The sequence below is a fragment of the Micrococcus sp. 2A genome, assembly GCF_039519235.1.
In the GTDB taxonomy this organism is placed as follows: domain Bacteria; phylum Actinomycetota; class Actinomycetes; order Actinomycetales; family Micrococcaceae; genus Micrococcus.
Map to the genome: position 1 here is coordinate 2202009 of NZ_CP154351.1, position 13753 is coordinate 2215761.

The following is a 13753-nucleotide window of genomic DNA, read 5'->3' on the forward strand; positions in this document are numbered from 1 at the left end:
CAGGTCACCAGCCGCGCTCGGCCAGGCGGTGCGGGGCTGCGAGGTCGGAGACGTTGATGCCCACCATGGCCTCGCCGAGGCCGCGGGAGGCAGCGGCGATCGCGGCGGGGTCATCGAACTGGGCCGTCGCCTTGACGATGGCCTCGGCACGCTGGGCGGGGTTGCCGGACTTGAAGATGCCGGAGCCCACGAACACGCCGTCGGCGCCCATCTGCATCATCAAGGCCGCGTCCGCCGGGGTGGCCACGCCGCCTGCGGTGAACATGACGACCGGCAGGGTGCCGGTGGAGGCGACCTCGGCCACGAGCTCGTAGGGGGCCTGGAGCTCCTTGGCGGCCACGTACAGCTCATCCTTGGCCAGGCCCTGCAGCGCCGCGATCTCCTTGCGGATGGTGCGGATGTGCTTCACGGCCTCGGAGACGTCGCCGGTGCCGGCCTCGCCCTTGGAGCGGATCATGGCCGCGCCCTCGGTGATGCGGCGCAGCGCCTCGCCCAGGTTGGTGGCGCCGCAGACGAACGGCACGTCGAAGCCCCACTTGTCGATGTGGTTCACGTAGTCGGCCGGGGAGAGCACCTCGGACTCGTCGATGAAGTCCACCTTCAGGGACTGCAGGACCTGCGCCTCCACGAAGTGGCCGATGCGCGCCTTGGCCATCACGGGGATGGACACGGCCTCGATGATCCCGTCGATCAGGTCCGGGTCCGACATGCGGGCCACGCCGCCCTGGGAGCGGATGTCCGCGGGCACGCGCTCGAGGGCCATCACGGCGACGGCGCCGGCGTCCTCGGCGATGCGGGCCTGCTCCGGGGTGACGACGTCCATGATGACGCCGCCCTTGAGCATGTCCGCCAGGCCGCGCTTGACGCGGGTGGTGCCGGTGCCGCGCGCGCCGTCGTCGGCCGCGGAGATGGTGGAGGCGGAGAAGCTTGCTGCGGGTGCGTCGCTCATGGGAGTCCTTCGAGGAGGCGGGATGCGGGAGATCCCGCCGCGGCCGGGCCGGGCGGGAAGCGGGGTCAACTCTAGTGGCCCGCGCACGACGGCGGCCACGGCGCCGGCCGCGGCACGTCACGCCGCGTGCCGCTCACGCGTTCCAGAGGCCGTACGAGTCCGCGAGGTCGGCGATCTTCTCGGCGCGCTTCAGGCGCGGCAGGTAGGAGCCGTCGCCCACGGCGGCGCCCGCCCTGTGCTTGTCCAGCAGGTCCTTGGCCCACGAGAGCTCGTCCTCGGACGGAGACAGCGCCCGGTTCACCCAGTCCACCTGGCCGCGGCTGAGCACGAGGCGCCCGGTCATCCCCATCGAGGCGGTCACGGCGCTGGACTCGCGCACGGAGTCCTCGGCGTCGGCGTTCCCCGGCGGGCCGTCGATCGCGCCGGGCAGCCGTCCCACGCGCGAGGCGATCACCATGCGGGAGCGCGCGTAGGCCATGGCCAGCGGGTCCTCGCCCACGCCCACGTCCTTGCGGAAGTCGTTGACGCCGAACGCGAGGCGGAACGTCCCCGGGGCCTTGGCCACCGCCGTGGCGTTCTCGATGCCCAGGGCGGACTCCAGCAGCGCGATCACGGGCGTGCCCGCGCGCAGGCGCATGGCCGTGAACGTGACCTGTTCGGGCTCCTCGGTCTCGGCGAGCACCACGCCGCGCACCCCGCTCAGGCGCGCGAGCGCCTCGAGGTCCCGGGCCCAGTGCTCGGTGGAGGCGGCGGAGATGCGCACCCACGCCGTCATGCCGCCGGAGAGGGCGTCCACCACGTTGGCGCGCGCCGCCTCCTTCTCCTCCTCGGGCACGGCGGCCTCGAGGTCGAGGATCACGGAGTCCGCCTCGGAGGCCAGGGCCGGCGCGAAGTCGTCGGAGCGGGCCGCGTTCACCAGCAGCCAGGAGCGGCTCAGCTTGGCGGGCAGGGCGGCGGCGCGGCGGTTTCTCACGGGCATGCCTCCAGCCTAGCCTCCCGGCAGGACGCGATTCCGGGGAGCGCTCTACCATGAGAGGGCTCACCCGACCCCGCCCCGACACCAGGAGCCCGCATGCGCCATCCCCTCGCCCCGCGGGCCGTCCTGCTGACCGGCCTGGGCGTACTGGCCGCCGTCGGCACCGGGTGCATGGCCGCGCCGTCCGAGCCCGCGGCCTCCTCCGCGCCGGCCTCCTCCACCGGGGTGCCCGCCCCGGACGTGGCGGGCTACGCCCCGCTGACCGTCCACCTCGTGGTCCCGGCGGACGCCGCGCCCGAGGGAGCCTCGGGCCGCGCCATCGGCTGCGGGGACCTGCTGATCCCGGTGGAGACCTCCCCCGCCGACGCCCCGGACCGCGCCGCCTACGCCCTGGACTTCCTCCTCAGCGACGGATGGGGCTCCCACGGCGACCCGCCGCTCTACAACGAGCTCGTGGAGACGGGCAGCACCCTCGTCTCGACGGGGCATCGCCGCGAGGGCGACACCGAGGTGTTCACGTTCTCCGGCACGCTGAGCACGGAGGGCGAGTGCTCCGCCGCGCGCGTGCGGGCGCAGCTGCAGGAGACGGCCCGCGCCCAGACGGACGCCGCCCACGTGCGCCTCGAGGTGGACGGCCGGGACCTCGACGAGCTCCTCGGCCTCGCCCCGCTCGCCCTCGGCCCGGAGCCCTCGGCCTCCCCCGACGACGACGCGGCGGCCTCCGCCGGCGCCTCGCCGTCACCGACGGAGACGGCGGCGCAGGACGGCTCCGCCGAGCAGGCCTCCTCGTCCGCTCCCCCGGCGACTGCCTCCGCGACGCCGACCGTGGAGGCCTCCCGGGCCCCGGAGACCACGGAGACGGCGCCCTCGGCCGCCGAGACGTCGACGCCGGCCGCGGAGGGGGCTGCAGGGACGGAGGGTGCGGCGGGGACGGAGGAGACGCCGGGAGGCGCCGGCGCCGGCGGCGCGGGCTCCACGTCTGAGGGCTCCACCGCGGAGAACTCCTGGGCTCCCTCCTCCAGGTCCTCGTGGGCGTCCACCGCGTCCTCCTCCGCCCCCGTGGCGGATCGGGCCGAGGGCACGTCGCCCGCGGGCGACGCGGGGGAGGAAGCCGCGTCGACCACCGTCGGCACCCCCGGGGCGGGAGCGGCGGAGGGCGCCGCGACGTCGGGAGCGGCGGAGACCCCCACCACCCCCTGACCGCCCCGGTGAACCGCGTGCCCCTCCCCTGTCCGGCGGGGGGCGGCCCTTGCTAGGGTGCGGACTCGTGCATCCTCGTCGTGAACTCCTCGCCCAGCGCGCTCTCGGCGTGACCCAGTCCGCCGTGCGCGACGTCTTCGACATCGCGATGGACCCGAACCTCGTCTCGCTCGCGGGCGGCAACCCGTGGCTCGCGGACCTCCCGCTCGAGGAGCTCTCCCGGATCGCCGCGGACCTCGTGGCGCAGCACGGCACCGAGTCGCTGCAGTACGGCCCGGGCCAGGGCCTCGAGGAGATGCGCCAGGCGGCGGCCGCCGTCATGGCCGCGGACGGCATCCCGGACGCCGACCCCGAGCTCGTCGTCATCACGCCCGGCTCCCAGGCCGCCATCGACACCGCGTGCCGCACGTTCGCGAACCCGGGCGACGTCGTCGTGGTGGAGGACCCCACCTTCGTGGGCGCGCTGACCACGTTCAACACCTGGGAGCTGGATCCGGTGGCCACCCCCACGGACGAGCAGGGCCTCGTCCCGTCCGAGCTGGATGCCACGCTGACCGCGCTGGCCGCCGAGGGCCGACGCGTGGCCTTCCTCTACACGATCCCCTCGTTCGCCAACCCCTCCGGCGCCCTCCTCCCCGAGGAGCGCCGCGAGGAGGTGGCCGCGGTGTGCAAGAGGCACGGCGTGCTGATCGTGGAGGACAACCCGTACGGGCAGATCGCGTTCGACGGCGACCCGCTCACCCCGATCGCTGCGAAGCACCGGGACAACGTGGTGTACCTGGGCACGATGTCCAAGATCTTCTCCCCGGGCGTGCGCATCGGCTGGGCGCTCGTGCCCTCCGCCCTCAAGCGCGAGTTCTACCTCGGGGCGGAGTCCGCGTTCATCCACGCCTCCACGTACTCGCAGATGCTCTCCACCGCGTTCGTCACGCAGCTGGACTGGCAGGGGCACGTGCGCGCGGTGACGGGCCTCTACAAGGAGCGCGCCGAGGCCCTGGCGTCCGCGGTGCGCGAGCACTGGGACCCGGCCGTGGACGTCATCACCCCGCGCGGCGGCTTCTTCCTGTGGGCCACTCTCCCCCAGGGCGTGAACACGCTCGAGCTCATGCACCGCGGCATCGAGGCCGGCGCGGTGTTCGTCCCCGGCGCCGCGTTCACGCCGGTGGACGGGATCCACTCGACCCTGCGCCTGGCCTACCCCTTCGTGGAGTCCGAGAAGCTCGTGGAGGGCGTGCGCCGCCTGGCCCCCGTGGTGAACGAGGCGGTGGCGGCGAACCGCTCCCGCTGAGCCGCGCGCGGAGCCCCTTCCCCGGCCCCGGGTGATCGTATACGATCGCTGGCATGACGCAGAGCACACCCGAGATCTCCGGCCCGCAGCCCTCCGGCACCCCCACCGTCACGGAGCACGACTTCGCCGCGCGCGGCGCCCGTCCCGGCAAGGTGGTGGCCCTCCACCTGAACTACCCCTCGCGGATCGCCCAGCGCGGCCGCTCGCCGAAGTTCCCCGGCTACTTCCTCAAGGCCGGCACCTCGATCGCCCGTTCCGGCGACGTCGTCGAGCGCCCCGTCGGCACCGAGCTCCTCGCCTACGAGGGCGAGATCGCGCTCGTGATCGGCACCGCGGCCCGCCGCGTGAGCCCGGACCAGGGCTGGCGGCACGTCGCCGGCGTCACCGCCGCGAACGACTGGGGCCTCTACGACCTCCGCCACGCGGACAAGGGCTCCAACGTGAAGAACAAGTCGGGCGACGGCTACACGCCGCTCGGCCCGGCCGTCATCTCCGCGGACGGCCTGGACCCCGAGGCCCTGCGCGTGCGCACCTGGGTCAACGGCGAGCTCGTGCAGGACGACACCACCCAGGGCCTCGTCTTCCCGTTCGGCCAGCTCGTGGCCGACCTCTCCCAGCTCATGACCCTCGAGCCCGGCGACGTGATCCTCACCGGCACCCCCGCCGGCTCCTCCGTGGCCCAGCCCGGCGACGTCGTCGAGGTGGAGGTGGACGCCCCCACCGCCCCCGGTGCACCCTCCACGGGCCGCCTGGTCAGCCGCGTGGCCGAGGCCGAGCAGCCGATGGCCCCCTACGGCCACGGCCCCCAGGTGGACGACCTCCAACGCGAGGAGGCGTGGGGCTCGCGCGCGGCCGCGGGCCTGCCCCCCGTGACGGAGGACGCCACGGCCGCCGACGCCGCGGCCACCCCGGCCGCCGAGGCTCCCACCGCCGACGCCGCCTACCGCTGGGTGCCCTCCGAGCCCCGCCCGGACCGGACCCTGCTCACGGACGAGCTGAAGGCGAAGATCGCCGAGTGCGCGGTCGCCACCATCACTTCGCAGCTGCAGAGGCGGGGCATCCAGAACGCCACGATCGACGGCGTGCGCCCGATGCACCCCGGCCGCCGGATCGTGGGCTACGCCCGCACCCTGCGCTTCATCGCCAAGCGCGAGGACCTGTTCACCGAGTTCGGCGGCGGGTTCAACGCGCAGAAGCGCGCCATGGACGCCGTCCAGCCGGACGACGTGGTGGTCATGGAGGCCCGCGGCGAGGCCGGCACCGGCACCCTCGGCGACGTCCTCGCCCTGCGCGCCCAGGTGGCCGGCGGCGTCGCCGTCATCACCGACGGCGGCGTGCGCGACTCCGCCGCCGTCGCCGAGGTGGGCCTGCAGGTCTACAACGCGGCCGTCCACCCGGCCGTGCTCGGCCGCCGCCACATCCCGTGGGAGGTCGACGGGACCGTCACGTGCGGCGGCACCGCAGTGCAGCCCGGCGACATCGTGATCGGCGACGACGACGGCGTGGTGGTGGTGCCCCCAGCCCTGCTGCACGAGGTCATCGACGACGCGTGGGAGCAGGACCGCCAGGACGCGTGGGTGTACGAGCAGGTGCAGTCCGGCCAGCCCGTGGACGGCCTGTTCCCGCCGAACGCCGAGTGGAAGGCGCGGTACCAGCAGTTCCGCGAGGCCCAGCGTGACGCCGTCGAAGGCTGACGCCGCCTACCAGGCGATCATGCGCGGCATCCAGGAGCAGCGCTATGAGCCGGGCGACCGGCTGGTGCTGGCCCAGATCGCGGAGGAGCTGGGGATGTCCGTGGTGCCCGTGCGCGAGGCGATCCGGCGCCTGCAGTCGGAGAGCCTGGTGGAGTTCCGCCGCAACGTGGGCGCCACCGTCGTCGGGATCGACCCCGTGGAGTACCGCTACACGATGGAGACCCTCGCGCTGGTGGAGGGCTACTCCACCGCGCAGTGCGCCCCCCACGTGACGGCGGCCGAGATCGCGCAGGCGCGCGAGCTCAACGCCCTCATGCGCATGCTCGTCACGGGCGAGGCGGACTGGGACGCCGTGCAGTTCACCGACCTGAACCGCCGCTTCCACGCCCTCCTGTTCGAGCACCACCAGAACGACCACGTGCAGGACCTGGTGCGCCGCGGCTGGAACCGCCTCTCGGCCCTGCGCGCCTCCACGTTCGCGTACGTGCCCGGGCGGGCGGCCGCCTCGGTGTGCGAGCACGAGGAGCTGCTGCGGCTGATCGAGGGGCGGGCGGAGTTCGCCGCCGTCGAGCACGCCGCACGGACCCACCGGCTCAACACCCTGCACGCCTACCTGGACCACCAGGCGTCCCTCGAGGACGCCCACCCCGAGACCCCGTCCCCCGCCGGCACCCCGGCGACGACGTCACCCACCCGAGCACAGCTGGAGAGGACACCATGAGCGAGAACACCGTCTCCCACCGCAGGCCCGAGGGCCTCCCGGACGTCATCCGCCACTACATCGACGGCCGGCTCGTCGACTCCGTGGACGGCGACACCTTCGACGTCCTGGACCCCGTCACCAACACCGCGTACATCAAGGCCGCCTCCGGCAAGTCCGCGGACGTCGACCTCGCCGTGGCCGCCGCGAAGGCCGCCTTCGAGGGCGGCGAGTGGGCGCAGGCCATGCCGCGTCAGCGCTCCCGCGTGCTGCACAGGATCGCCGACATCATGGAGACCCGCGGCGACCAGCTCGCCGAGATGGAGTGCTTCGACACCGGCCTGCCGATCAAGCAGGCCAAGGGCCAGGCCGCCCGCGCCGCCGAGAACTTCCGCTTCTTCGCGGACCTGATCGTGGCCCAGCACGACGACGCCTTCAAGGTGCCCGGCCGCCAGGTCAACTACGTGAACCGCAAGCCGATCGGCGTCGCCGGGCTCATCACGCCCTGGAACACCCCGTTCATGCTCGAGTCCTGGAAGCTCGCCCCGGCCCTGGCCACCGGCAACTCCGTGGTGCTCAAGCCCGCCGAGTTCACCCCGCTCTCCGCCTCGCTGTGGCCGGAGATCGTCGAGGAGGCCGGCCTGCCGACGGGCGTCTTCAACATGGTGCACGGCTTCGGCGAGGAGGGCTTCGCCGGTGACCCGCTCGTGAAGCACCCCGACGTCCCGCTGATCTCCTTCACCGGCGAGTCCCGCACCGGCCAGATCATCTTCGCCAACGCCGCGCCGTTCCTGAAGGGCCTGTCCATGGAGCTCGGCGGCAAGTCCCCCGCCGTCGTCTTCGCGGACGCCGACCTGGACACCGCGATCGACGCGACCATCTTCGGCGTGTTCTCGCTCAACGGCGAGCGCTGCACCGCCGGCTCCCGCATCCTCGTCCAGCGCGAGGTCTACGACGAGTTCGTGGAGCGCTACGCCGCGCAGGCGGACCGCGTGAAGGTGGGCCTGCCCTCCGACCCGACCACCGAGGTCGGCGCCATCGTGCACCCCGAACACTACGAGAAGGTCATGTCCTACGTGGAGATCGGCAAGGGCGAGGCCCGTCTCGTGGCCGGCGGCGGCCGCCCGGAGGAGTTCCCGGAGGGCAACTTCGTGCAGCCCACCGTGTTCGCGGACGTGGCCCCGGACGCCCGGATCTTCCAGGAGGAGATCTTCGGCCCGGTCGTGGCGATCACCCCGTTCGACACGGACGAGGAGGCCCTCGAGCTGGCCAACAACACCAAGTACGGCCTGGCCGCCTACATCTGGACCAACGACCTCAAGCGCGCCCACAACTTCGCTCAGGACGTCGAGGCCGGCATGGTGTGGCTGAACTCGAACAACGTGCGCGACCTGCGCACGCCGTTCGGGGGCGTGAAGGCCTCGGGCCTCGGCCACGAGGGCGGCTACCGCTCGATCGACTTCTACACCGATCAGCAGGCCGTGCACATCACCCTCGGCGAGGTGCACAACCCCGTGTTCGGCAAGCAGGAGCAGGCCGCCTCGAAGATGGACGGCTGACGCGCCGGGCCTCCGCCGTCGTTCGCGAAGCGGGGCCCCACCTCCGCTTCCCTTCGCAGAGCGGGAGGCTGAGGCCCGCTGCCCACCGACGGCGCCCGCACCCTCCTCGTGAAGGCACGGGCGCCGTCGTCGTGCCGGGGGCGCATCCGTTGCGGCACGGACGCAGGGGTGGGCGGGAATGCCCGTCCCGCCCTTCCCCCCGGGCCGCGTGATCGTATACGATCGAGCCAGTGACCGTGTCCCAGGCCACAGCGGGGCGTCACCGCCGACACCCCACCTCAGCGAAGGAGCATCGATGACCAACCTCGAGAGCCGCCAGAAGACCTCGTCCGGCTTCTACGTGACCAAGGAAGCCCCCATCACCCCGGAGAACCCCCTCCCCACCCCGACGTCCGAGGCGCCGGACATCCTGCGCTGCGCGTCCATGGAGCTCGTGGTCACGGACCTGGAGCGCTCCCGCAGCTTCTACGTGGACGTGCTGGGCCTCGTGGTGACCGAGGAGGACGACGAGGTCATCTACCTCCGCTCCATGGAGGAGTTCATCCACCACAACCTGGTGCTGCGCAAGGGCGAGATCGCCGCCGTCGCCGCGTTCTCCTACCGCGTGCGCACCCCCGAGGACCTGGACAAGGCCGTGGCCTTCTACGAGGAGCTCGGCTGCCGCGTGGAGCGCAACAAGGACGGCTTCGTGAAGGGCGTCGGCGACTCCGTGCGCGTCGAGGACCCGCTGGGCTTCCCCTACGAGTTCTTCTACGAGACCGAGCACGTGGAGCGCCTGGCCTGGCGCTACGACCTCTACACCCCCGGCGCGCTGGTGCGCCTGGACCACTTCAACCAGGTGACCCCGGACGTGCCCCGCGCCGCGAAGTTCATGCAGGACCTGGGCTTCCGCGTCACCGAGGACATCCAGGACGAGCAGGGCACCGTGTACGCCGCGTGGATGCGCCGCAAGCCCACCGTGCACGACACCGCCATGACCGGCGGCGACGGGCCCCGCATGCACCACGTCTGCTTCGCCACGCACGAGAAGCACAACATCCTCTCGATCTGCGACAAGCTCGGCGCGCTGCGCATGTCCGACCACATCGAGCGCGGCCCCGGCCGCCACGGCGTCTCGAATGCGTTCTACCTGTACCTGCGCGATCCGGACGGCCACCGCGTCGAGGTCTACACCCAGGACTACTACACCGGCGACCCGGACAACCCCGTGGTCACCTGGGACGTGCACGACAACCAGCGCCGCGACTGGTGGGGCACCCCGGTCGTGCCGTCCTGGTACACGGACGCCTCCCTCGTGCTCGACCTCGACGGCAACCCGCAGCCCGTCGTCGCCCGCACGGACGAGTCCGAGATGGCCGTGACCATCGGCGCCGACGGCTTCTCCTACACCCGCGAGACCGAGGGCGAGGAGTCCATGCCCGAGTGGAAGCAGGGCGAGTACAAGCTGGGCAACCAGCTCTGATCCGCTGAGCCGAACCGCCGGTGCGCGACACCACCGCTGTGCCGGACCGCCGGCGCATCAGCTGGGCGCAGTACTGCCAGGTAACCCCCCGGGTTACCTGGCAGTACTGCGCCCAGCTCATCCAGTGCCTGTGTCGCGGGAGGCCTGTGCCGCGGGGAACCTGGGGGGCCTGGGGGCGGGGGGCGGGGACCGCAGACATGGCGGACGACACCCGGACTAGCCTGGCGGCATGGACGAGACGAACGCGCCGACCCCTGAGGCGCCCCGCGTGCTGGCCGACGTCGCCGAGCTGACGGACGGGCTGGCCGCGGCGGAGCCCGGCGCGGCCTGGCGTCTGAAGGACGACCCGCGCGACCTGGACGTGAACCTCGTGCGGCTGCCCGCAGGCGGGCGCAACGAGCCGTTCGAGGGCCCCGGGCTGGACATCCTGGTGCACGTCGTCGCCGGCTCGGGCGTGCTCCACACCGACGGCGGCGACGTTCCCATCCGCGCCGGCCAGCTGCTGTGGCTGCCTAAGAGCTCCCGCCGCGGCTTCACCGCTGGAGACGAGGGCCTCGCCTGGCTGACGGCGCACCGGCGGAAGCAGGGGCTCGCGATCGGACACCGGCCGGGCTGAGGCCCGCACCGCCGTCGTGAGCGGGCCCACACCCGGGCGGATCGCAACGTATACGATTGGCGCAGCCCGCCGTCGCACCCCGAGGAGCACCATGCTGGACCACGAGACGCACGTGAAGATCGCCGACGAGCTCTTCGAGGCCGGCCGCACCGGCACCCCCGTGCCCCTGCTGACCGCCCGCCACGCGGGCATGGAGATCGAGGACTCCTACGCCGTGCAGCGCATCTGGGCGGAGCGCCGCGTGGAGGCGGGGCGCCGCGTCGTCGGGCACAAGATCGGCCTGACCTCCAAGGCCATGCAGGCCGCCACCGGGATCACCGAGCCGGACTACGGCGTGATCTTCGATGACCAGGTGTTCGAGTCCGGCCACGAGTACGAGACCGCGCGCATCACCAACCCCCGCATCGAGATGGAGCTCGCCTTCGTGCTCAAGGAGGAGCTGCGCGGCCCGAACGTGACCCTCTTCGACGTGCTGCGCGCCACCGAGTACGTGGTGCCCGCGCTCGAGGTCCTCGACGCCCACGTGGAGCTGCAGGGCCGGACCATCGTGGACACCATCGCGGACAACGCCGCGCTCGGCTCCATGGTGCTCGGCGGCCGCCCCGTGGCCCCCGACGCCGTGGACCTGCGCTGGGTGGCCGGGACGCTCTCCCGCAACCAGACCATCGAGGAGACCGGCGTGGCCGCGGGCGTGCTGAACCACCCGGGCAACGGCGTGCACTGGCTGGCCAACCGCCTGGCCGAGCACGGCGACGCGCTCGCCGCCGGGGAGATCGTGCTCGCCGGCTCCTTCACCCGCCCGATGCACGTCAGCGCCGGGGACACCGTCACCGCCGACTACGGGCCGCTCGGCACCGTCACCTGCCGGTTCGCCTGAGAGGACCCCCCGCCATGCCCGTGCGCCACCACCCCCAGCCCCTCGTGAGGGACCTGTTCACCGCGGACGCTCGCGCCGCTCGCGGCGGCCGCCCCGCCGCCGGCATGTTCCTCAGCTCCGGGGACTGCACGGCCGCGGAGATCTGCGCCGGCGCGGGCATGGACTACCTCCTGATCGACGGCGAGCACGCCCCGCTCTCGCTCGAGACCGTCCTCGCGCAGCTGCGCACGATCGCCGGGTACAGGGTGCCCACCATGGTGCGCGTGCCCGCCCTCGACGTGGTGCTGGTGAAGCAGTTCCTGGACCTCGGCGCCCAGACCCTGCTCGTGCCGATGGTGGACGACCCCGAGCAGGCTGCCGAGGCCGTGCGGGCTGTGCGGTATCCGCCGCAGGGGGTGCGCGGCGTCGGGTCGGCGCTGGCGCGGTCGGGGCGCTGGAACCGGATCGAGGGGTACCTGCCGCAGGCGGCGGACCACGTCAGCCTGTTCGTGCAGATCGAGACGGCGGCCGGCGTCGAGAACGCCCGGGCCATCGCGGAGGTCGACGGCGTGGACGGTGTGTTCGTGGGCCCCTCCGACCTGTCCGCGTCGATGGGGCTGCTCGGTCAGCAGGCCCACCCGGACGTGGTGGCCGCTGTGGAGTCGGTGATCGCCGAGGTGAAGACTGCCGGGAAGGTCGTCGGCGTCAACGCGTTCGTCACGGCCCAGGCGCAGGCCTACGCGGCCGCCGGGGCGGACTTCGTCAACGTGGGGGCCGACGTCGCCCTGCTGGCCCGTGCCGCCGAGGCCCTCGCTGAGACCTGGTGCCCCGCCCCGGAGGCCGGCGATCCAGGCGACGGCGAGGGCACGCCCCGCGCGTCGTACTGACAGGCGCTCTGACCGGGCCGGACCCCCGGTCACCGTGCCACCCTGGATCCATGCTCACCCCCGGTTCGAAGACCCCGCGCCTCACCCACCGCTTCGCCGACACGTTCCCCGAGCTCGCCCTGCCGTGGGAGGCCCAGGAGACGCCCGCGCCTCAGCTGGCCCTGCTCAACAACGAGCTCGCCGAGCTGCTGGGCATGGACGCGGAGTGGCTCGCCACCGACGACGGCGTCCGGTTCCTCACCGGCGAGCAGCCCGGCCCGGACGCCCGCCCAGTCGCGCAGGCGTACGCGGGGCACCAGTTCGGCGGCTACTCGCCGCGGCTCGGCGACGGCCGCGCCCTGCTGCTCGGTGAGATCGCCCCGATCCTTCCGGGCGCCGACTCCCCCGCCGCAGCCCGCGCCCTGCGCGACCTCCATCTGAAGGGGTCCGGCCGCACCCCCTTCGCGCGCGGCAACGCGGACGGCCAGGCCGTCCTCGGCCCCATGCTGCGCGAGTACGTCGTGGCCGAGGCGATGCACGCCCTCGGCGTGCCGACCACGCGCGCGCTCGCCGTCGTCGCCACGGGCGCCCAGGTGCTGCGCGAGGACCTGCTGCCCGGCGCCGTGCTCGCGCGCGTCGCCGCCTCCCACCTGCGGGTGGGCACGTTCCAGTACGCGGCGGCGCTCCCGGACGCGGAGGCCTCGAAGGACCTGCTGCGCCGGCTCGTGGACGAGGCCGTCGCCCGCCACCACCCGCACGCCGCCGACGCCGAGAACCCGGCGCTCGCGCTCTACGAGGCGGCGGTCGGCGCGCAGGCCGAGCTCGTGGCGCGCTGGATGCTCGTGGGGTTCGTGCACGGCGTGATGAACACGGACAACGTGACGCTCTCGGGCGAGACGATCGACTACGGCCCGTGCGCCTTCATCGACGCGTTCGACCCCGGCGCCACGTTCTCCTCGATCGACGTGCAGCACCGCTACGCCTTCGGCAACCAGGGCCCCATCGCGGCGTGGAACCTCGCCCGGCTCGGCGAGACGCTGCTCCCCCTGCTCGACGACGACCCGAACCGGGCCGTGGAGCTCGCCCAGGAGGCCCTCGCCGGGTTCCAGGCCCGGCACCTGGCCGCGTGGCGCGGCGGGCTGCGGGAGAAGCTGGGGCTGAGCACCGACGTGCCGGACGAGACCGTCACCGAGCTGACCGACCGGCTCTTCGTGCAGCTGACCGAGGCGAGCACGGACTGGACCTCGTTCTGGTTCCGCCTGGCGGACATGGCCGAGGCCGATGCGGAGGCCGATCGCCTCATCCCGGGCGCCCGCACCCCCGACGAGGTGGCCGCGTGGCTGCGCGACTGGCGGGCCCTGAGCCCGGACGCCGCCGCGATGCGCCGCGTGAACCCGGTCTACATCCCGCGCAACCACCTGCTGGACGCCGCGCTCATGGCGGCCGAGGACGGGGACCTCGCGCCCGTGCGCGAGCTGCTCGAGGCGGTCACGGACCCGTTCGCCCCACGCCCCGGCTTCGAACGGTACGCGGAGCCGGCCGCGGTGGGCGGCGCCCCGTTCGTCACCTACTGCGGGACCTGAGCGC

At 73.3% G+C, this 13753-nt stretch carries 12 protein-coding genes; 10 read left to right on the forward strand and 2 right to left on the reverse strand.

What is annotated here, in order from left to right; translation table 11 throughout:
• Positions 1 to 4: 4 nt before the first annotated feature.
• Positions 5 to 949 carry a pyridoxal 5'-phosphate synthase lyase subunit PdxS gene (gene pdxS, locus AAG742_RS10125; RefSeq protein WP_298712252.1) on the reverse strand — a complete coding sequence of 315 codons (945 nt, stop codon included), beginning with the start codon at positions 947 to 949 and terminating at the stop codon, positions 5 to 7.
• Between the two features lie 133 nt (positions 950 to 1082).
• Positions 1083 to 1928, reverse strand: coding sequence for a CoA ester lyase (locus AAG742_RS10130; protein ID WP_248117393.1), 846 nt, complete (start codon positions 1926 to 1928; stop codon positions 1083 to 1085).
• Positions 1929 to 2021: 93 nt separating this feature from the next.
• Here AAG742_RS10130 and AAG742_RS10135 point away from each other — a divergent pair, with 93 nt between their 5' ends.
• The 10 genes from AAG742_RS10135 (at position 2022) to AAG742_RS10180 (ending at position 13749) form a co-directional block, all read left to right on the forward strand.
• Positions 2022 to 3125, forward strand: coding sequence for a hypothetical protein (locus tag AAG742_RS10135; RefSeq protein ID WP_298712249.1), 1104 nt, complete (start codon positions 2022 to 2024; stop codon positions 3123 to 3125).
• Positions 3126 to 3234: 109 nt separating this feature from the next.
• Positions 3235 to 4413, forward strand: a complete 1179-nt coding sequence (locus AAG742_RS10140) for a PLP-dependent aminotransferase family protein (RefSeq protein ID WP_298712246.1) — start codon at positions 3235 to 3237, stop codon at positions 4411 to 4413.
• A 53-nt stretch (positions 4414 to 4466) separates the two neighbouring features.
• Entirely contained in the window at positions 4467 to 6107 is a 1641-nt protein-coding gene (locus AAG742_RS10145; RefSeq protein ID WP_298712244.1) for a fumarylacetoacetate hydrolase family protein, read from the forward strand.
• A gap of 19 nt (positions 6108 to 6126) precedes the next feature.
• Complete coding sequence (locus AAG742_RS10150; RefSeq protein WP_298712697.1) at positions 6127 to 6828, forward strand: GntR family transcriptional regulator; 702 nt, start codon at positions 6127 to 6129, stop codon at positions 6826 to 6828.
• Positions 6825 to 8366: a 5-carboxymethyl-2-hydroxymuconate semialdehyde dehydrogenase gene (gene hpaE / locus AAG742_RS10155; RefSeq protein WP_298712241.1), complete on the forward strand. Its 1542-nt coding sequence runs from the start codon at positions 6825 to 6827 to the stop codon at positions 8364 to 8366. Before AAG742_RS10150 ends, hpaE begins: the two co-directional genes overlap by 4 nt.
• A gap of 295 nt (positions 8367 to 8661) precedes the next feature.
• On the forward strand, positions 8662 to 9828 hold the full coding sequence (gene hpaD, locus AAG742_RS10160; RefSeq protein ID WP_298712238.1) for a 3,4-dihydroxyphenylacetate 2,3-dioxygenase: 1167 nt from the start codon (positions 8662 to 8664) through the stop codon (positions 9826 to 9828).
• Positions 9829 to 10057: 229 nt separating this feature from the next.
• Positions 10058 to 10444: a cupin domain-containing protein gene (locus tag AAG742_RS10165; protein WP_298712233.1), complete on the forward strand. Its 387-nt coding sequence runs from the start codon at positions 10058 to 10060 to the stop codon at positions 10442 to 10444.
• 91 nt (positions 10445 to 10535) lie between these two features.
• Positions 10536 to 11321 carry a 2-oxo-hept-4-ene-1,7-dioate hydratase gene (gene hpaH / locus AAG742_RS10170; protein ID WP_298712230.1) on the forward strand — a complete coding sequence of 262 codons (786 nt, stop codon included), beginning with the start codon at positions 10536 to 10538 and terminating at the stop codon, positions 11319 to 11321.
• A 14-nt stretch (positions 11322 to 11335) separates the two neighbouring features.
• Entirely contained in the window at positions 11336 to 12187 is an 852-nt protein-coding gene (locus AAG742_RS10175; protein WP_298712227.1) for an HpcH/HpaI aldolase/citrate lyase family protein, read from the forward strand.
• A 50-nt stretch (positions 12188 to 12237) separates the two neighbouring features.
• Entirely contained in the window at positions 12238 to 13749 is a 1512-nt protein-coding gene (locus AAG742_RS10180; RefSeq protein ID WP_343282117.1) for a YdiU family protein, read from the forward strand.
• The last annotated feature ends 4 nt before the right edge of the window (positions 13750 to 13753 follow it).